Origin of the sequence: Caulobacter sp. HMWF025, from assembly GCF_003060965.1 — a bacterium.
Classification (GTDB): domain Bacteria; phylum Pseudomonadota; class Alphaproteobacteria; order Caulobacterales; family Caulobacteraceae; genus Caulobacter.
The window spans coordinates 1-18,256 of the sequence record NZ_QAII01000041.1; the positions used below are offsets into that span (position 1 = coordinate 1).

Consider the following 18,256-nt stretch of genomic DNA (forward strand, 5'->3'; position numbering starts at 1 on the left):
CGCTTGACTCCCGCGCCCCCCTCCAGCATTGAGCCCCAACCCTCGCGGGAGACATCGGGATTCGCGTCCCGAGGCCGAAGGCGCAACCGCCCCGGAAACGCTCAGGCAAAAGGACCGCGCGGGTTTAGGAACGCTGGAAAGAGGCGATCTGCCTTCCTTTTTGACAGGGGAGACGGATGGCCCGCCGAAGGAGCAAGGCTGTCCCCTTTTCACTTTGAAGGGCGGCCGGAATCTCTCAGGTCAAAGGGACAGCGGGGGCGCGACCGTCTGGCGCAAGCCGGGCTAGCCGCGTCGTCCCCGATTGGAGCCCTGCGTGTCCGACCAAGATCTCAAGAAGACGCCCCTGTTCGATGCGCACGTCGCGCTCGGTGCCCGCATGGTGCCGTTCGCCGGCTATGCCATGCCGGTGCAGTACCGGGACGGGGTGCTGAAGGAGCACCTCTGGACCCGCGAACATGCCGGCCTGTTTGACGTCTCGCACATGGGCCAGGCGCGGATTCGCGGCGCGGATCCGGCCAAGAGCTTCGAGAAGGTGGTCTCGGCCGACTATCAGGGTCTCAAGCCCGGCAAGCAGCGCTATGGCGTGCTGCTGAACGACCAGGGCGGGATCATCGACGACCTGATGACCGCGCGGCCCGATGACGACGGCCTGTTCGTGGTGGTCAACGGCGCCTGCAAGGACAATGACTACGCCATCATCGCCGCCGCCCTCGAGGGCGAGGCCACGGTCGAGCGGCTCGAGGATCGCGCCCTGCTGGCCCTGCAGGGGCCCGAGGCCGCCGCCGTGCTGGCCGCCCATGTGCCGGCCGCCGCCGACATGCTGTTCATGGACACCGCCGCCCTGACCGCCTTCGGCGTCGACGCCATCATCTCGCGCTCGGGCTATACCGGCGAGGACGGCTACGAGATCTCGCTGCCCGCTGCCGACGCGACGCGCATCTGGAACACCCTGCTACAGGACGAGCGGGTCAAACCCATCGGCCTGGGGGCGCGCGACAGTCTGCGGCTCGAGGCCGGCCTGCCGCTTTATGGCCATGACCTGGACGAGACCGTCTCGCCCATCGAGGCCGGCCTGAACTTCGCCATCGGCAAGCGCCGCCGCGAGGCCGCCGACTTCCCCGGGGCCGCCCGGATCGGTGCTGAACTGGCGGGCGACCTGTCGCGCGTCCGCGTCAATCTGAAGGTGCTGGAAGGGGCTCCGGCCCGCGAGGGCGCGCAGATCGCCGACGCGTCCGGTGCCGTGATCGGCGTCGTCACCAGCGGCGGCTTTGGCCCCAGCTTCGGCGGCGCCATCGCCATCGGCTTCGTTCCTCCCGCCCACGCTACGCTGGGCGAGACCCTCAGCGTCATCGTGCGCGGCAAGTCCCAGGCGGCGCAGGTCGTCGCCTCACCGTTCGTTCCCAATCGTTACGTTCGCAAACTCTAAGCGCGACAGCCAAAAGTGGATGCCGGTTTTGGCGTCTGTCGCGCGACAACAACAAGGAAGGACCCCAGACATGCGTTTCACCAAGGATCATGAGTGGGTCGCCGTCGAGGGCGACATCGCCACCGTCGGCATCACAGCCTATGCCGCCGAGCAGCTGGGCGATGTCGTGTTTGTCGAGGTCCCCGAGATCGGCAAGACCGTGAAGCAGGGCGAAGGCCTGGCCGTGGTCGAGAGCGTCAAGGCCGCGTCCGACGTCTATGCCCCGGTGTCGGGCGAGGTGGTCGAGGCCAATGCCGCCCTCGGTGACAGCCCCGAGACGGTCAATGCCGTGCCGGAAACCGGCGGCTGGTTTGCCAAGGTCAAGCTCTCGAACCCGTCGGAAGTCGAGGCCCTGATGGACCGCGACGCCTACGAAGCCTTCCTCGGCACGCTGTAACTCTCTGTCATCCCGGCCCAGCGCGAAGCGCGCCGAGCCGGGACCGCCCCAAGCCCAGCGCTTTCCGCGGTCCCGGCTCTTCGCTTCGCTCCGGCCGGGATGACAACAAAACAGGCTCCTCCCCATGCGCTACCTCCCCCTCACTCCCGAAGATCGCGCCGAGATGCTGGGCGTCATCGGCGTGGACTCGATCGACGCCCTGTTCGTCGACGTGCCCGGCGTCGCCCGGCGCACTGATCCGGTCGACCTGCCCTTCCATGCCGGCGAGCTGGAAGTCGAGCGCGAGATGGCCGCCCTGGCCAAACGCAACCGGTCGGCGGGGGAAGGCCCGTTCTTCTGCGGGGCCGGGGCCTATCGTCACCATGTGCCGGCCACGGTCGACCACATCATCCAGCGGTCGGAGTTCCTGACCAGCTACACGCCCTACCAGCCGGAAATCGCCCAGGGCACCTTGCAGGTGCTGTTCGAGTTCCAGACCCAGGTCGCCGCCCTGACCGGCATGGAGGTGGCCAATGCCTCGCTCTATGACGGCTCGACCGCAGCCGCCGAGGCCGTGATGATGGCCACCCGTGTGACCCGCCGCAACAAGGCGGTGATGTCGGGCGGAGTGCATCCGCACTATGTGGAAACCGTCGAGACCCTGGCCCATGCGGCCGGCGTCGCCACGGCGCATCTGCCGGCGGCGATCGATGCCGAGGACGCGGTGATCGCCGCGATCGACGCCGACACCGCCTGCGTGGTCGTCCAGACGCCCAATGTGTTCGGCACGGTCACCGACGTCAGCAAGATCGCCGCCGCCGCCCAGGCCGCCGGGGCCCTGCTGATCGTGGTCACCACCGAGGTGGTCTCCCTCGGTCTGCTGAAGTCGCCCGGCGAAATGGGGGCCGATATCGTGGTGGCCGAGGGCCAGTCGATCGGCAACGGCCTGAACTTCGGCGGCCCCTATGTCGGCCTGTTCGCCTGCAAGGAAAAATACATTCGCCAGGCCCCTGGCCGCCTCTGTGGCGAGACCGTGGACGCCGACGGTCGCCGCGGCTTCGTGCTGACCCTGTCGACCCGCGAGCAGCACATCCGCCGCGACAAGGCCACCAGCAACATCTGCACCAACAGCGGCCTGTGCGCCCTGGCCTTCAGCATCCATATGAGCCTGCTGGGCGAGGTTGGGCTTCGTCAGCTGGCCGCGATCAACCACGAGAAGGCTCGTGCCCTGGGTGATGCCCTGGCCGCCGTGCCGGGCGTCGAGATCCTGACCCCGCGCTTCTTCAACGAATTCGCCATCCGTGTGCCCGGCAAGGCCGCCGAACTCGTCGAGACCCTGGCGGGTCAAGGCATCATCGCCGGCGTGCCCTTCTCGCGCCTGGACGCCACGGCCGGGCTCGACGACGTGCTGCTGGTCGCGGCTACCGAGACGACGCTGGATATCGACATCACCTTCTTTGCCAAGGTTCTGGCCAAGGTCATCGCCCAATGAGCATGAACACCGTCGGACGGCCGACCCGTCCCGAATCCGCCGCCAATGACACGGCCCACGCCACCCTGACCGGGGCCCGCGGCCTGCTGCAGGACGAAGCCCTGATCTTCGAACTCGGCGGCTGGGACAAGACCGGCGTCGATCTGCCCGAGGCGTCCGCCCCGTCGGACGCCCTGGACGGCCTGCTGCGCACCGCGCCGATCGGCCTGCCCGGCCTGTCCGAGCCTGAGACCGTGCGCCACTATGTGCGCCTGAGCCAAAAGAACCACGCCATCGACCTGGCGCTCTATCCGCTGGGCTCGTGCACGATGAAGCACAACCCGCGCCTGAACGAGAAGATGGCGCGCCTGCCGGGCTTCTCCGACATCCACCCGCTGCAGCCACAGTCCACCGTCCAGGGTGCCCTGCAGCTGATGGACCGGCTGGCCCACTGGCTGAAGACCCTGACCGGCATGCCGGCCGTGGCCCTGACGCCCAAGGCCGGGGCCCATGGCGAGATGTGCGGCATGCTGGCCATCCGCTCGGCCCATGAAGCGGCCGGCCAGGGCCATCGCAAGACCGTGCTGGCTCCGACCAGTGCCCACGGCACCAACCCGGCCACGGCGGCCTTCGTCGGCTATACCGTGGTCGAGATCGCCCAGACGGCCGATGGTCGTGTGGACATGGCCGACCTGGAGTCCAAGCTCGGCGACCACGTGGCCGCCATCATGGTCACCAATCCCAACACCTGCGGCCTGTTCGAGCGCGACATCGTCGAGATCGCGCGCCTGACCCACGCTGCCGGGGCCTATTTCTACTGCGACGGCGCCAACTTCAACGCCATTGTCGGCCGGGTCCGCCCGGGCGACCTCGGCGTCGATGCCATGCACATCAACCTGCACAAGACCTTCTCGACGCCCCACGGCGGCGGCGGTCCTGGCGCTGGCCCGGTGGTCCTGAGCGAGGCCCTCGCACCGTTCGCCCCGACCCCCTGGCTCGTCCATGGCGAAGACGGCTTTGCCCTCGTCGAGCATGCCGGCGAGGCGGGCGCAGAGACGGCGTTTGGCCGGATGAGCGCGTTCCATGGCCAGATGGGTATGTACACCCGTGCCTATGCCTACATGCTCAGCCACGGGGCCGACGGTCTGCGGCAGGTGGCCGAGGATGCTGTGCTGAACGCCAACTATCTGAAGGCGCGTCTGTCGGGTGCCATGAGCCCGGCCTTCCCGGAGGGACCGTGCATGCACGAGGCCCTGTTCGACGACAGCTGGCTTGAAGGGACCGGGGTGACCACGCTCGACTTCGCCAAGGCGATGATCGACGAGGGCTTCCACCCGATGACCATGTATTTCCCGCTGGTCGTCCACGGGGCCATGCTCATTGAGCCGACCGAAACCGAGAGCAAGCAGGAACTGGACCGCTTTGTCGCGGCCCTGCTGGCCCTGGCCGAGGCCGCCAAGGCCGGCGACGTCGAGCGCTTCAAGGGGGCACCGTTCCATGCGCCCCTGCGTCGTCTTGACGAGACCCAGGCCGCCCGCAAGCCCCGGTTGAAGTGGAAACCTGTGGCTGCGGCGCCACTGGCTGCCGAATAGCACGGGCGACTTTCAAGACGCGTCGAAAGGGCGCCTTTACGGCGCCCTTATCGGTCCACATATCAGCCCTGCGCGTCGGGCTGGCTGGGATCTTCCAGGGAGCCAACGGAGCGCGGTTTCCGTTAGCCCCCATGACAGTGTCCGTCACCTTCGCCATGCCTCGCGCGCGCTTCTCTCCCGCTGATGATCTCGCCCGCGAGATTGTGGCGCGTGTTCTGCGCGTCAGCCTGGTGGTTGTGGGCCTGGTGCTGATCGCGGGCGGAGCCCTGATCGCTCCGCTCCCCGGCCCACTGGGGCTGCCACTGACGGTGGTCGGGCTGATGCTTGTGCTGCGGAACTCGTTCAAGGCCCGCAAGCAGTTCGTGCGCTTTCAGCATGCCCACCCCAAGCTGATCTTTCCGCTCCGCCGTCTCCTCAGACGCGAGCCCGAGGTTGTTCTGGTGGCCTGGCAACAGGCCCTGCGGGTCGAGCGCCTGATCATACCGCGCCGCTGGCGGGTCGCCGTCCGCTGGCGCAAGTCGCTCAAGCGCCCTCGGTGATCCCCGCCGCAGCCACGCTGGATATCCGCCAGAAGGTTCGTCGCCGTGCGCGGCTGGCCCTGCTCCTGCGCGAGTCCGCCGCTCGCGCCTTTCGCTGGATCGCGATCGGGTTTGGGTCGCTGGTCATCATCGCCGGCGCAATCCTGACGCCCCTGCCCGGCCATATCGGCCTGCCCATGCTCGTGCTGGGCCTGATGATCGGGCTGCGATACTCGTTCCAGGCCCGCAAGCAGTTCATCCGCTGGCAGAAGCGCCATCCCAAGCTGGTCTTCCCGATCCGCCGCCTGATGCGGCGTGAGCCGGAGGTCCTGCTGGTGGTTTGGCAGCAGATGTTGCGGACCGAGAAGATGATCCTGCGCCGGCCGCATTGGCGGGTGCTTAAGCGCAGCCGCAAGCGTGCGCGCGGCTACATCGCGCGCAGGATGGCACCAAAGCGCGCTTGATCTCTGTGGGGCTGGATTTCGAACCAGCCAAGAAAAAGGGCGCAAACCGCTGAGGTTCGCGCCCTGATTTTTTTAGCCGGATTGCCGAAAGCTATTGCAGCTTGGCACCCATCTGGCCGATGGCCGCATCGACCAGCGGATCGCTCTTCAGGCCGGCCAGACGCGCGGAAAGCACGGCTTCGGCGGCCTGGGCGGCGAGGTCGACAGCAGCGGCCTTGACGTCCGCAGCGGCCTGGGCTTCGGCTTGGGCGATCTTGCGTTCGGCCATTTCGGCGCGACGCTTGATCTGCTCTTCCAGCTTCTCCTTGGCTTCAACCGCCATGCGGGCGGCATCAACCTTGGCAGCTTCGATCATGCCGGCAGCCTGACGTTCGGCGTCCTCGCGCTGGGCCTTCACACCCACGAGCAGGGCCTGGGCCTCTTCCCGCAGTTGCTGGGCCTCGTCGAGTTCAGCCTTGATCTTGGCGGCATAGCCGTCGAGCGCTCCGAACAGGGCACCAGGCAGGACCTTGAGCACGACCAGCAGGCCGAAGAACAGGACCAGCGCGACCAGCACCCAGAATTCGGGATTGGAGAGGTTGAACAGGGACTCGTGTTCCATCGTCGTCTCTCCTTAGGCCAGAGCCGCTTTGAGCTCGGCGGCCGAAGCCGCCTTGCCCGTCAGCTTTTCGACGATGGCACCAGCCGTCTCCGAAGCCACGGCGGCGACATGGCTCATGGCCTGGTCGCGCGCGGCCTGGATGTCGGCTTCAGCAGCCGCCAGCTTTTCAGCCAGAACCGCTTCTTCCTTCGCCTGACGCTCGGCCGACTCAGCCGAGGCCTTGGCCTTGGCATCCGCCGCCGTCTTCTGGGCCTTGGCACGAGCCTCGGCGACCTCGGTGGCGGCCGCGCGGGCCTGCACCTCGGCTTCGTCCTTCAGACGACGGGCGTCGGCGATGTCGCCGGCGATCTTGGCGCCGCGTTCCTCAATGGCACCGCTGACCTTGGGCAAAAGCACCTTGGACAGCACCGCATAGAGAACGGCGAAGATGAGCAGCAGCCAGACGATCTGCCCGCCCCAGTGCTGGAATTGCAGTTGCGGAAGACCGCCGCCGCCTTCGTGCGCTGGGGCTTCAGTCGTCTCGACCGTGCCGTGAGTTTCCGTCGCCATGGGCGAAGACGCCTCTTAGCTAGGGATTAGGAGAAGAGGATCAGGAAGGCGATGACCAGGGCGAAGATGCCCAGGGCTTCGGTCAGCGCCATGCCCAGGAACAGCATCGGACGCTCTTGAGCGGCGGCGGTCGGGTTGCGCAGCGCGCCCTGGAAATAGTTACCGAACATCACGCCCAGGCCGATGCCCGCGCCGATCATGCCCAGCATCGCCAGACCAGCGCCGATGTACTTCGCGGCTTCAGCTTCCATTGTGAGACTCCTTGGAAAGATCGAAAGGTTGGAAAGAAAAAAGGGTGATCAGTGGCTGTCGAGGTGCACGACGTCGTTCAGATAGACGCAGGCGAGCACCGCGAACACGAAGGCCTGAAGGAAGGCCACCATGAACTCTAGAGCCGTCAGGGCGACGACGGAGGTCAGGGCCAGCGCCGCGCCGGCCCAGCCAAGCACGCCAAGCCCGCCCAGGGCGATGACGAAGCCGGCGAAAATCTTCAGAACCACGTGACCGCCGACCATGTTGCCGAACAGACGCAGGGCGAGCGTCAGGGGGCGCACCAGGAACGAGACGATCTCGATCAGCACCACCAGCGGCAGGATCCAGCCGGGCACGCCGGAGGGGGCGAACAGCTTGAAGAACTTGATGCCGTTCTTGGCGAAGCCGACGGCGACAACGGTCAGGATGACCAGCATGCCGAGGGTCAGGGTCACGGCCAGTTGCGAGGTGGCCGTGAATACCAGGAACATGCCCTGAAGGTTCATGAACAGCACCAGGGCGAACAGGGTAAAGACGAAGGGCAGGAACTTCTTGCCTTCGTGGCCGATGATCGACTCGGCCAGACCATCGACGAGGCCGTACAGCATCTCGCCCACCGTCTGGAGACGGCCCGGGACAACGGCCTGCTTGGCCGAGGCCAGGGTGTAGAACACGATGACGAGCGTTGCAGCCAGCAGCATGGCGGCCACGGAATTGGTGATCGACAGATCGATCGGCAGGCCCAACACGGTCACGGTCGGCAGTTCCACGATCTTGGTGACCTGGAACTGGTGCATCGGATCGGCCATTGGCCCTAGTCTCTCTTCTGCTTGGGGGCGGTTGACCCGCCTCCCGTGTCTTCGCCGGCCTGCCCCTCGGGAGCCTTTGCCGACGCCTGCGCGCTCAGTTGGGTCGCCTTGCGGACGACACCGAAGATCGACGCCCCCATGCCGATCAGCAGACCGCCGACCATGCCCCAAGGCGCCGTGTTGACATAACGGTCAAGCAGCCAGCCGAAGCCGAGCCCAACCAGTACGCCACCGACCAAATCCGCCAGGAGACGATAGCCGTCCTGGGACGATTTCTCGTTCTCGGCGCGAACCGGCTTCTCTGCCGCCTTCCGGGCCTCGAAAGCGTCGAGCCGAGCGTCGAGGCTGTCAAAAGCCTTGTCGTTCGGTTCGTCGGCCTTGGGCATGGAAGCGGTCAGGTCCGGAAACGCCTGCGGACACGCCAAAAAGTGGCGTATTTCCGGCCGGCTTGATCGCGGCGGAACCTATAGGGCTCGCTGCGGTGCGTCAAGGTTGCCTGAACAGTACGCAAAGCCCTGTATAATAAGACCTTTTACGCAACGGCACCGCGCGGTGGACAAATCCTTGCGGCAATGCTGCCCGGAACGGGCCGAGTGCATCGGATACGCCCCCCGACCCGTCCGAAGGGGGCAAACTCTCCCGTTCATCCCTCGACAGGAACTCGTCACAGCAAGGGCCCGCGACAAAAAAATCGCGGTTGTATCGCAACTGGCCGGGAGCACGGGATGACGCATTGCTTTTTTCGCGATTTTGGGGTTTGAGAGCCGCGACTTTCCCTTAGCCAGAAGATTCATGTCGCATCTGAAGAACACCGGTTTCTCCGATCGTATCTCCGCCGCCGCCGAGGCCAAGAAGGCCATGCTGGCGAAACTGAAGCCCAAGCCCACGGTCACGGATCCTGACTTCGACAAGCGCGAAGAGCTCCGCGCTGCCGAACTGGAAGTCGTTCGTGCCGCCCGAGCAGCCGCCCGCGAGGCCGCCCGCCTCGAGCAGCTGGCCAAGCAGGAAGAGATTCTTGCCGCCAAGCGCGCCGAGCGTAAGGAACGCAAGGCCGATGCCGCCGCCGAACAGCGGATGCGCAAGGAAGAGAAGGCTGCCCAGCGCGAACAGCTTCGCTCCCTGGGTCGCACCAGCAAGAGCGCCCGCGCTCACGAGTGGGGCAACCTGATCGGTTGATCCTGAGGGAAAGGGTGCAGGCGCTCTTTCCCCCCTTCGCCCCCGGGCGACATTTTCCGAGTCTCGACCCGACCGCATGGTCCCGGCTCCCGTTGAGTCGGCGACTGCGGCCGGAGTGACTTGTGGACGCGCTTCAACCTGAGCTTCTGGCGACCCTGTTCGCCGTCGCGGCCCTGGCCGGGGCTTTTGACGCCATCGCCGGCGGCGGTGGCCTGCTGACCCTGCCGGCCCTGCTGCTGGCCGGCCTCGATCCCGTCGCCGCCCTGGCGACCAACAAGCTTCAGGGCTCGTTCGGCTCGGTCTCGGCGACCACGGCCTTTGCGCGGCGCGGCCTGATTGACTGGAAGGCCGGCCTTCCGGTCGCGCTGGCCGCGGGTCTGGCCGGGCTGGCCGGCGCGCTCTGCGCCAGCCTGCTGTCGCCCGCCTTCCTCAAGGCCCTGGTGCCGGTCCTGCTGATCTGCATCGCCCTCTATTTCGCCCTGTCCAGGGCCCTGAAGGCCGAAGACGCGCCGCCCCGCCTGGCCCTGCCCGTCTTTGCCGGCCTGATCGCCCCCCTGGTCGGCTTCTATGACGGGATCTTCGGTCCCGGGGCCGGGGCCTTCTACATGGTCGCCATCGTGACCCTGCTGGGTTATGGCGCGCTGAAGGCCACAGCCCATACCAAGCTGGCCAATGCCGCCAGCAATCTGGGCAGCCTGTCCCTGTTCGCCCTCAAGGGTGCGGTCGTCTGGCCGATCGGTCTGGCCATGGCAGCCGGAGCCTTCATCGGGGCCCAGGTCGGTTCGCGTCTGGCCATGCGCTTTGGGCCACGCCTGATCCGGCCACTGCTGGTGACCATGGCCTGCGCCATGGCCATCAAGCTGCTGTCCGATCCCGCCAATCCCCTGCGCCAGATCCTGACGGGCCTGCTGGGCGGCTGACGGAAGCCTGTCGAAGCTACTGCGTGGCGACCAGCTTCTCGGCGGTCGACAGGTCCACGCTGACCAGCTGGCTGACGCCCCGCTCGCCCATGGTCACGCCGAAAAGGCGATCCATCCGGCTCATGGTCACCGGATTGTGGGTGATGGCGATGAACCGGGTCTGGGTGCGGCGGCGCATCTCGTCGAGCATGTTGCAGTAGCGGTCGACATTGGCGTCATCGAGCGGCGCATCGACTTCGTCGAGCACGCAGATCGGGGCCGGATTGGCCAGGAACACGCCGAAGATCAGGGCGCTGGCCGTCAGGGCCTGCTCACCGCCGCTCATCAGGCTCATCGAAGCCATCCGCTTGCCCGGTGGGCAGGCATAGATCTCGAGGCCGGCTTCCAGCGGATCATCGCTCTCGATCAGTCTCAGCTCGGCCTGCCCGCCACCGAACAGGGCCTGGAACAGGGTCTGGAAGTGGCCGTTGATCACCTCGAAGGCGGCCAGCAGGCGCTCGCGGCCCTCGGCGTTCAGTTCCTCGATTCCCGCCCGCAGCTTGCCGACCGCGCCCGACAGGTCGGCTCGCTCGGTGCGCATGATCTCGAGGCGCCCGGCATATTCCTGGGCCTCTTCCTCAGCCCGCAGATTGACCGGTCCAATAGCGTCGCGTTCCCGCTCCAGGGCAAACAGGTGCGCCTCGACCCCGGCGGCGTCCTTCGGCACGGCGACGGCCTCGCCGGCCACATGACGCCCCAGCTCCTCGGGCTCCATGCGGACCGATTCGCGGATGTTGCCGGCGATCTCGGCCAGTCGCGCCCGGGCCCCGTCCAGATGGGCGACGAGGGCGGCACGACGCTCGCGGGCCTCGCCGGCGGCCTGATCGGCGGCGCGGGCGGCGCGGTCGGCCTGCAGCCGGGCGGTTTCAGCCTCTTCCAGGGCGTCGCTGGCCTTGACGCGCCGCGCCTCGGCGGCCCCGAACTCGTCCAGCAGGACCAGGAGCCGGGCCTGCAGGGCCTCGGGAGCCTCACGGGCCGCGTCAAGCGCCGCAGCGGCCTTGACCCTATCGGAGTCAAGCGACTCGCTACGCCGGGCAGCGGCCTCGGCCCGACGGGTCCAGTCCGCCAGGTCGCGCTCCAGACTCTCCAGCCGGCGTTGCCGGCCGGCCCGCTCGCGGGTTTCGACGTCCAGAGCCGTGCGGGCCGCGCCGGCCGCCTCGCGGGCCGCAGCAGCGGCTTGCCGGGCTTCAGCCAGTTGCGGGGCCAGATCGGCAGACCCGGAGATCCCCTCGTGTTCGGTCCGGACGACGGCCAGGGCCGCTTCGACCTCGGTATGTTCGGCCTCGAACCGGGCGATGGTCTCGTCCAGCGACTGGGCCCGGGCCGCCCGCAGGGCCGCCGCGCGTTCGAACTGGGCAACCGCGTCGCGAGCCCCGGCCAGCAGCCGCTCAGCGTCCGGCGGTCCGCGACGCCGGTCGCGCAGCGTGTCTTCGGCGGCGCGAAGCCGGTCCGACGCCGACTTCAGGGCAGCGGCGGTTGCTTCGGCCCGGGGCGCAGTGATGTCGATCTCGGCCTCGACCTCGGCCAGCCGGGTCCGCTGCTCCAGCCGCACGGCCGCAGGTTTCGGCGCATCGGCGCGGGCCACGAAGCCGTCCCAGCGCCACAGGTCACCCTCACGGGAGACCAGTCGCATACCGGGCCCAAGGGTCTTCTGCAGCCGCTCGCCGTCAGCCCTGGCGACGACCGCCACGAAGGCCAGGCGGGCCGCCAGCTCGGCCGGGGCCTTGACCAGGGGGGCCAGGGGCTCTGCCCCTTGCGGCCAGGCCGGACCCCTGGCCTCGGCCCCACCCCAATAGGACAGGGCGCGGGCATCGAGGGCCGCATCCAGATCATCGCCGAGGGCAGCCGCGAGGGCGGCCCCATAGCCCTTTTCGGGCGAGACAGAGTCCAGCGCCGGTGCATGACCGCTCTTGCTCCGGGGGGCCGTCAGCTGGGCGAGGCCCCGCGCCTCGGTTCTGAGACGCCCCAGCTGGTCTTCCAGACTGCGGGCCAGTTGCCGGGCCGAAGCTTCACGCTCGGCGGCCTGGGCGCGATCGGCCTCGGCGGACTCCAGAGCTGTCCGCGCCGTGGCCAGGGCGGCCTCGGCATTGGCCAAACGCTGGGCGGCATCGGCGGCCGCCGGATCGACCTCGGGGCCGACAGCGGCACGTTCGGTGCGGGCCTGATCCAGGGCACGAACCGTCCGTGACAGCCGCGCCTCGGCATCAGCCAGACGCGCGGCGGCGGCCCGGGCCCGGGCTTCCTCGGCGGCGGCCCGCGCTGCCAGTTGCTCAACGGCGGCCTCGGCGGCCGCCCGGGCGTCTTCGGCAGCCTTGGCGGCGGCGGCCAGTTCAGGCCCGCGCTCCGGAGCCGCAGAGACCAGGGTCCGCACCTCGGCCAACTCGGGCTCGATGCGCCCCAGGGTCGCCAGGGCGTCATCCCGGGCCTGGCTCTCCCGGGCCTGATCGGCGTCGATCCGGGCCAGGTCCGCAGACAGGCGCTGGAACTCGGCAGCGGCAGCCTCGGCCTCACGCTCCGCCCGGTCCTTCTGGATCGCCAGCTGCCCCAGCACCGCCTGGGCAATGGTGGCCTCTTCGCGCAGCGGCGGCATGGCCCCTTCGGCGCGGGTGATCTCGACCTGGGCCGCAGCAGCGGTGCGGGCCGTCTCTTCCACCTGGCGAGCTGCGTCGGTCGCGTCGGTCTGGGTCCGGTGCAAGGTATCCCGAGCTTCAGCCCAGCGCGCGAACAGCACCGCGCCCTGGACCGCTCGAATCTCGGCCGACAGGCGCTTGTACTTCTCGGCCTGGCGGGCTTCGCGGCGCAGACGGTTGAGGGCGGTTTCCAGCTCGCGAGCCACGTCGTCGAGACGCGACAGGTTGCTCTCGGCGGCCCTCAGACGCAGTTCGGCCTCATGGCGGCGGGTATGCAGGCCCGAGACCCCGGCCGCCTCTTCGAGGATACGGCGCCGGTTCTGCGGCTTGGCCCCGATCAGCTCGCTGATCTGCCCCTGCCGGACCAGGGCCGGGGAATTGGCCCCCGTCGAGGCATCGGCAAACAGCAGCTGGACGTCACGGGCCCGGACCTCCCGCCCGTTGATCCGGTAGGTCGAGCCCTCGCCCCGGTCGATCCGGCGAACCACCTCGAGGACCGGATCATCGTTGAACTGGGCCGGGGCCGTGCGGTCGGAATTGTCGATGGTGAGCGCGACATCGGCATGATTGCGGGCCGGGCGGTTGCCGCTGCCGGCGAAGATCACATCGTCCATGCCGCCGGCCCGCATGGCCTTGGCGGAATTGGCCCCCATGACCCAGCGCAGGGCTTCCAGCAGGTTGGACTTGCCACAGCCGTTGGGGCCTACAATGCCGGTCAGGCCGGGCTCGATCCGGAACTCGGTCGGCTCGACGAAGGACTTGAAGCCCGTGAGGCGCAGGCGCTGGAACTGCACGGGGCGGTCCCTCCCGCCCTAGCGCTTGGCCGCGGGGGCAGCGAGAATCCGGGTCAGCTGGGCGACCGAGGCCTCGCCTTCGAACGGTGTGCCGTTGGCATAGAAGGTCGGCGTGACCTCGACCCCCTGGGCCAGGCCCTGGCGGAACCGGACATTGACGGCTTCCAGCCCGGCCGGATCAGACAGGGCTGCGGTAAATTGGGGCTCGGTCAGGCCGAGGCTCTTGCCGACGACCAGCAGGCCTTCCCACAGCTCACCGCTCTCGAAGATCTCGGTCTGACGGGCGAATATCGCGCCGAGGGCCTCGAAATAGCGGGCAGGTCCAGCCCGGCGGGCCAGCAGGAAGGCTGCGGCCGCAAATTCGTTTGGCGGCGTGAGGTACTCCCGGAACACCAGCCTGGCCTTGCCGGGGTCGATCAGCTGCTGGCGCAGGACCGGCAGGTCGGTCGTCCACCAGTGGGCGCAGTGCGGACAGCTGGGCGAGGCATAGACGACCAGCTGCCCGGGGGCCTTGGCCGAGCCCAGCACCATGTCACCCGGAGCCGGTGCCAGGGGCGCGGCGCGCGCCGCAACCGGCACGGCCACCAGGGCCAGGCCGGTTGCAAGCATTGCGCGGCGGTCAAGGGACAAGGCGGGCCGTCCCTACTTGCCGGCTTCGGCGATGGCGGCGTCCAGCTGGGCCAGCGTCACTTCGCCACCGTCCGGACCGCCCACCTTCTTGCCATTGACGACGAAGGTCGGGGTGCCGCGGATGTCCTGTTCCTTGCTGTACTTCTCGACACGGGCGTTCAGGGCCTTGAGGGCCTTTTCGTCGCTGACGCAGGCCGTGAACTTGGCCTCGTCCATGCCCGCCGACTGGGCGATGCGGACCAGCACGTCGCGGTACTGGCCGGTAGTGAACATCTCTTCCTGCGAGCGGTAGACCGAGTCCACGACCTGGAAGTACTTGTCCTTGCCGGCGCAGCGCGCCATCAGGAACGAGGCGGCGGCGACTTCGGCCGGCGCGGTCAGGATCTCGCGATAGACATAGTTGACCTTGCCGGTATCGACGTACTTGGCCTTGAAGGCCGGATAGACCTCGTTGTTCCAGCGGCCGCAGTGCGAGCAGGTGGCCGAGGCATATTCGACCACGGTGACCTTCGAGTTCGGATTGCCCTGGCTCATGTCGTCGGCGGTCACCGCATCCTTCTTGGTACAGCCGGCGAGCGCAACGCCCATCGAGGCGGTGAGGGCTACGGCGGTCAGGAGCCGGCGGGTCAGCGGACGCATGATCGATCTTCCTTCAGGCGAGAACAGTGAAGTTAAGCGCGATTCTTAAGCCGCGCGAAAAGGGCAGGGATAAGGCCTTGGCATGAGCGCAATCGCGGCCGGGTTGTCAATCCGCGAGCGTCACCGGGTCATGAGGGTTCGTTGCGCAGGACCCCGCGTCCAAGTTTCATCAGGGCGTCCTTCAGAGGGCCGTCGGGCTGATTGGACAGGCCGTCACTGAGCTGGCGCTCGCGGGCGGCGTCGAGCGGCGGCTTGCGGCGCGGCTTCAGCGCCTGGGGCGGCTGCGGGTTTTTCAGGGGCCCCTGGATGATCCTAAGTCGGGTGACTACGCCCTTGCCCAGCAACAGGTCGAGGCGGGCGGTGATCTGCGGCACCTGGTGCTGGATCAGTGAGGCCACCGGCCCATCGACCCGCAGCTCCAGGGCCCCGCCCTCGCCATTGCGGCCCTTGATGATCCGGACCGGCTCGGTCCGGCGGGCCAGGGGCTCGCCGACGATTTCCTTCCAGCGGGTCTGCAGCGCAGCGGGACCCTGACCATGCTTGGCTTCAAGCGCTTTCAGCAGCGGTGCCAGGTTCCGGCCGGCCGGCGGCGGCGGTCGCATCGGCGGCCGGGTCCGGCGACGACTGAGGATCGCGACAGCTTCTTCGGCGGTGGGCAGGGGGCGGCGGGCCATGTTCCGAGGCTAGCATGAGGCCCGTCCCTTGCGGTAGGCGAAGGGGATGAAAGTTCGCGACGCCCTCCGCTCGGCCCTGCTGGCCTGGTACGACCGCCAGGCGCGGACCCTGGCCTGGCGAGTCAGTCCGGCAGACCGGCGGGACGGCGTGCGCGGCGATCCCTACCGGGTCTGGCTGGCGGAGGTGATGCTGCAGCAGACCACCGTGCCGCATGCCACACCCTATTTCCTGAGCTTCACCCAGCGCTGGCCCACCGTGTCGGACCTGGCGGCCGCCCCGGACGGCGAGCTGATGGGGGCCTGGGCGGGGCTCGGCTACTATGCCCGGGCCCGCAACCTGCTGGCCTGCGCCCGGGCCGTGGCAAGCGATCACGGCGGCGTCTTTCCCGATACCGAGGAGGGCCTGCGTGCCCTGCCCGGCGTCGGGGCCTATACGGCCGCGGCCGTGGCGGCCATCGCCTTTGACCGGCCGGCCAATGTGGTCGACGGCAATGTCGAGCGGGTGATGGCCAGGCTCAATGCGGTCGAGACGCCCCTGCCCGACGCCAAGCCGCAGCTGAAGGCCCTGGCCGGCGATCTGGTCACGGCCGAGCGGCCCGGCGACTGGGCCCAGGCCCTGATGGATCTGGGCGCGACGGTTTGCCGGCCCAAGTCGCCACTGTGCGATCTGTGTCCGATCTCGGCCTGGTGCGAAGGCCTCAAAACCGGGGCGGCGGGCACCTATCCGCGCAAGACGAAGAAGGCCGAACGGCCCCGGCGCTACGGCGTCGCTTACCGGCTGACCCGGGGCGACGATGTGGCCCTGGTCCGGCGTCCGCCCAAGGGACTGCTGGGTGGCATGCTGGGCTTGCCGACCAGCGACTGGCGGTCGACGCCCTGGTCAGATGAGGAGGCGCTCGCCGTCGCGCCGGTCGCCGCCGCCTGGCAGGACCGGGGGACGGTCGAGCACGTCTTCACGCACTTTTCCCTGACCCTGCGGGTGTTCGCCGCCGACGGCACCCATGACGGTGACTTCGTCTGGACGCCACGCGAGGGTCTGGACGCCCTGCCCAGCGTGTTCCTGAAGGCGGCGCGCACCGGCGAGCGGCTGATCTAGTTCATCCCCGCCCGGACCTGGGCCCGCAGGACGTCGATCGGCGCGAGGCCGGCGTCGGTCTTGAAGTGCCAGTAGGTCCAGCCGTTGCAGGCCGGGGCCGACTGTACCAGGGCACCGATCTTGTGGATCGAACCCGACAGGTCGCCCACGGTGATCGAGCCATCGGCGCGGATCTTGGCCGCATGGGCTCCCTTGGAGCAGAACAGGGTGTCGCCGGGGCTGAGCAGGCCGCTCTCGACGATGGTGCCGAACGGCACGCGCGGCTCGCTGCGCTTGGAGCCCATGACGTCGAGGTCTTCCGGCGCGATCGGCACGACCTTGGCGATGCGGGCCTTGGCATGCTCGACATATTCGCTTTCGCGCTCGATGCCGATGAAGCGACGGCCCAGGCGCTTGGCGGCGGCCCCGGTGGTGCCGACCCCGAAGAAGGGATCGAGGATTACGTCACCCGGACGGGTGGTGGACATGATGACGCGATAGAGCAGGGCTTCCGGCTTCTGGGTCGGATGGGCCTTGTTGCCGTCGACCCCCTTGATGCGCTCCTCGCCGGTGCACAGCGGGATGGTCCAGTCCGAGCGCATCTGCACCTCGTCATTGGCCATCTTCAGGGCGTCGTAGTTGAAGGTGTAGCGCTTGGCGGCCTGGCTCTTGGAGGCCCAGATCAGGGTCTCGTGGGCGTTGGCGAAGCGGGTGCCCTTGAAGTTGGGCATCGGGTTGGACTTGCGCCAGATGACGTCGTTGAGGATCCAGAAGCCAAGGTCCTGCACGGCGACGCCGACGCGGAAGATGTTGTGATAGCTGCCGATCACCCAGATCGCGCCGTCGTCCTTCAGCACGCGCCGGGCAGCCTTCAGCCATTCGCGGGTGAACTTGTCATAGGCCGCGAAGCTCTCGAACTGGTCCCAGTGGTCGTCGACCGCGTCGACCTTGGAGTTGTCGGGACGCAGCAGGTCCCCGCCCAGCTGCAGGTTATAGGGCGGGTCGGCGAAGATCAGGTCGACCGACTTTTCCGGCAGGGCGTTCATCGCCTCGATGCAGTCGCCCTGGATGATGGTTTCCGGCCCGAAGGTCATGTCGCGTCCTCAAGAAGTAGAACGGAATCATGAGTCTCTCTGGTAAACGGGCCATGTAGAGACGTGGTTAGCAAAAGATGAAGAGCCGCTTCCGGGCGGTTTACTTCCCCAGCGTCGCCCGTCCGATGCTGGTCGCCAGCACGCAGGATCCGCAGCAGACGGACCGCGCGATCCGGGAGAATGCCATGGAAAGTCCGCTCGACCGGCTGGATGCCAGCCGTCTCAGCCCCTTCTACCAGGACCATCACCTGGCCTGGCGCGATACCCTGCGTCGCTGGGTGGCCCGCGAGATCACCCCCTTTGTCGAGGCCTGGGACGAGGCCGAGAGCTTTCCGCGCGAACTCTATCGCAAGGCCTCGGAAATCGGCCTGCTGGGTCTGGGCTGGCCCGAGGAATATGGCGGGTCGCCGTCCGATCCGTTCATGTCGATCATCACCAGCCAGGAGATGGCCCGCCACGGCGCCGGCGGCGTCAATGCCAGCCTGATG

At 68.1% G+C, this 18,256-nt stretch carries 20 protein-coding genes and 1 riboswitch; of the genes, 10 read left to right on the forward strand and 10 right to left on the reverse strand.

From position 1 onward, the window contains the following. Positions 1–35: 35 nt before the first annotated feature. Positions 36–127: riboswitch (glycine riboswitch) on the forward strand. A gap of 174 nt (positions 128–301) precedes the next feature. The 6 genes from gcvT to DBR10_RS05305 all read left to right on the forward strand — a co-directional run bounded on the left by gcvT (position 302) and on the right by DBR10_RS05305 (position 5,886). Beyond that, positions 302–1,426 carry a glycine cleavage system aminomethyltransferase GcvT gene (gene gcvT / locus DBR10_RS05280; RefSeq protein ID WP_108505575.1) on the forward strand — a complete coding sequence of 375 codons (1,125 nt, stop codon included), beginning with the start codon at positions 302–304 and terminating at the stop codon, positions 1,424–1,426. 70 nt (positions 1,427–1,496) lie between these two features. Then, entirely contained in the window at positions 1,497–1,862 is a 366-nt protein-coding gene (gcvH, locus tag DBR10_RS05285) for a glycine cleavage system protein GcvH (protein WP_108505574.1), read from the forward strand. Between the two features lie 124 nt (positions 1,863–1,986). Then, positions 1,987–3,333 carry an aminomethyl-transferring glycine dehydrogenase subunit GcvPA gene (gene gcvPA / locus DBR10_RS05290; protein ID WP_108505573.1) on the forward strand — a complete coding sequence of 449 codons (1,347 nt, stop codon included), beginning with the start codon at positions 1,987–1,989 and terminating at the stop codon, positions 3,331–3,333. Then, positions 3,330–4,904, forward strand: a complete 1,575-nt coding sequence (gene gcvPB / locus DBR10_RS05295; protein WP_108505572.1) for an aminomethyl-transferring glycine dehydrogenase subunit GcvPB — start codon at positions 3,330–3,332, stop codon at positions 4,902–4,904. Before gcvPA ends, gcvPB begins: the two co-directional genes overlap by 4 nt. 131 nt (positions 4,905–5,035) lie before the next feature. Beyond that, positions 5,036–5,443: a hypothetical protein gene (locus tag DBR10_RS05300; RefSeq protein WP_108505571.1), complete on the forward strand. Its 408-nt coding sequence runs from the start codon at positions 5,036–5,038 to the stop codon at positions 5,441–5,443. Then, positions 5,440–5,886 (forward strand): hypothetical protein, encoded by a 447-nt coding sequence (locus DBR10_RS05305; RefSeq protein ID WP_108556196.1) that lies wholly within the window; start codon positions 5,440–5,442, stop codon positions 5,884–5,886. Before DBR10_RS05300 ends, DBR10_RS05305 begins: the two co-directional genes overlap by 4 nt. Before the next feature lie 91 nt (positions 5,887–5,977). Here the strand turns inward: DBR10_RS05305 and DBR10_RS05310 are convergent, their stop codons facing one another. From DBR10_RS05310 to DBR10_RS05330, 5 genes are read right to left on the reverse strand one after another with little or no spacing between them, the layout of a single operon-like run. After that, positions 5,978–6,487 carry a F0F1 ATP synthase subunit B gene (locus DBR10_RS05310; RefSeq protein WP_108505569.1) on the reverse strand — a complete coding sequence of 170 codons (510 nt, stop codon included), beginning with the start codon at positions 6,485–6,487 and terminating at the stop codon, positions 5,978–5,980. Positions 6,488–6,499: 12 nt separating this feature from the next. Beyond that, complete coding sequence (locus DBR10_RS05315; RefSeq protein ID WP_108505568.1) at positions 6,500–7,036, reverse strand: F0F1 ATP synthase subunit B family protein; 537 nt, start codon at positions 7,034–7,036, stop codon at positions 6,500–6,502. A gap of 26 nt (positions 7,037–7,062) precedes the next feature. After that, a complete protein-coding gene (locus DBR10_RS05320) occupies positions 7,063–7,287 on the reverse strand; it encodes a F0F1 ATP synthase subunit C (protein WP_108505567.1) in 225 nt (74 codons plus the stop codon). A 48-nt stretch (positions 7,288–7,335) separates the two neighbouring features. Continuing rightward, positions 7,336–8,097 carry a F0F1 ATP synthase subunit A gene (locus tag DBR10_RS05325; protein ID WP_108505566.1) on the reverse strand — a complete coding sequence of 254 codons (762 nt, stop codon included), beginning with the start codon at positions 8,095–8,097 and terminating at the stop codon, positions 7,336–7,338. A gap of 5 nt (positions 8,098–8,102) precedes the next feature. Beyond that, positions 8,103–8,483 (reverse strand): AtpZ/AtpI family protein, encoded by a 381-nt coding sequence (locus tag DBR10_RS05330; RefSeq protein WP_108505577.1) that lies wholly within the window; start codon positions 8,481–8,483, stop codon positions 8,103–8,105. A 406-nt stretch (positions 8,484–8,889) separates the two neighbouring features. Between DBR10_RS05330 and DBR10_RS05335 the strand changes: the two genes are divergently transcribed. Both DBR10_RS05335 and DBR10_RS05340 read left to right on the forward strand, forming a co-directional pair. Beyond that, on the forward strand, positions 8,890–9,273 hold the full coding sequence (locus tag DBR10_RS05335) for a DUF6481 family protein (protein WP_108505565.1): 384 nt from the start codon (positions 8,890–8,892) through the stop codon (positions 9,271–9,273). Positions 9,274–9,395: 122 nt separating this feature from the next. Further along, positions 9,396–10,193, forward strand: a complete 798-nt coding sequence (locus DBR10_RS05340; RefSeq protein ID WP_108489688.1) for a TSUP family transporter — start codon at positions 9,396–9,398, stop codon at positions 10,191–10,193. A 16-nt stretch (positions 10,194–10,209) separates the two neighbouring features. On the opposite strand, the gene DBR10_RS05345 is transcribed toward DBR10_RS05340, so the two are convergent. The 4 genes from DBR10_RS05345 to DBR10_RS05360 form a co-directional block, all read right to left on the reverse strand. Beyond that, positions 10,210–13,656, reverse strand: coding sequence for an AAA family ATPase (locus DBR10_RS05345; RefSeq protein WP_108505564.1), 3,447 nt, complete (start codon positions 13,654–13,656; stop codon positions 10,210–10,212). An 18-nt stretch (positions 13,657–13,674) separates the two neighbouring features. Next, the gene (locus DBR10_RS05350) at positions 13,675–14,265 is read right to left on the reverse strand and encodes a thioredoxin domain-containing protein (RefSeq protein WP_233243282.1); all 591 of its coding nucleotides are present in this window, start codon (positions 14,263–14,265) and stop codon (positions 13,675–13,677) included. A gap of 33 nt (positions 14,266–14,298) precedes the next feature. Next, entirely contained in the window at positions 14,299–14,925 is a 627-nt protein-coding gene (locus DBR10_RS05355; protein WP_108505562.1) for a thioredoxin domain-containing protein, read from the reverse strand. Positions 14,926–15,053: 128 nt separating this feature from the next. Further along, positions 15,054–15,599, reverse strand: a complete 546-nt coding sequence (locus DBR10_RS05360) for a DUF721 domain-containing protein (RefSeq protein WP_108505561.1) — start codon at positions 15,597–15,599, stop codon at positions 15,054–15,056. Positions 15,600–15,645: 46 nt separating this feature from the next. Between DBR10_RS05360 and mutY the strand changes: the two genes are divergently transcribed. Continuing rightward, entirely contained in the window at positions 15,646–16,695 is a 1,050-nt protein-coding gene (mutY, locus tag DBR10_RS05365; protein WP_108505560.1) for an A/G-specific adenine glycosylase, read from the forward strand. Here the strand turns inward: mutY and DBR10_RS05370 are convergent. After that, a complete protein-coding gene (locus tag DBR10_RS05370; protein WP_108505559.1) occupies positions 16,692–17,768 on the reverse strand; it encodes a site-specific DNA-methyltransferase in 1,077 nt (358 codons plus the stop codon). The two genes, mutY and DBR10_RS05370, sit on opposite strands and share 4 nt — an antisense overlap. Before the next feature lie 77 nt (positions 17,769–17,845). On the opposite strand from DBR10_RS05370, the gene DBR10_RS19250 reads away from it, so the two are divergent. Then, positions 17,846–18,256, forward strand: a 411-nt coding sequence (locus DBR10_RS19250) for an acyl-CoA dehydrogenase family protein (protein WP_199225310.1), incomplete at its 3' end; no start/stop codon positions are given.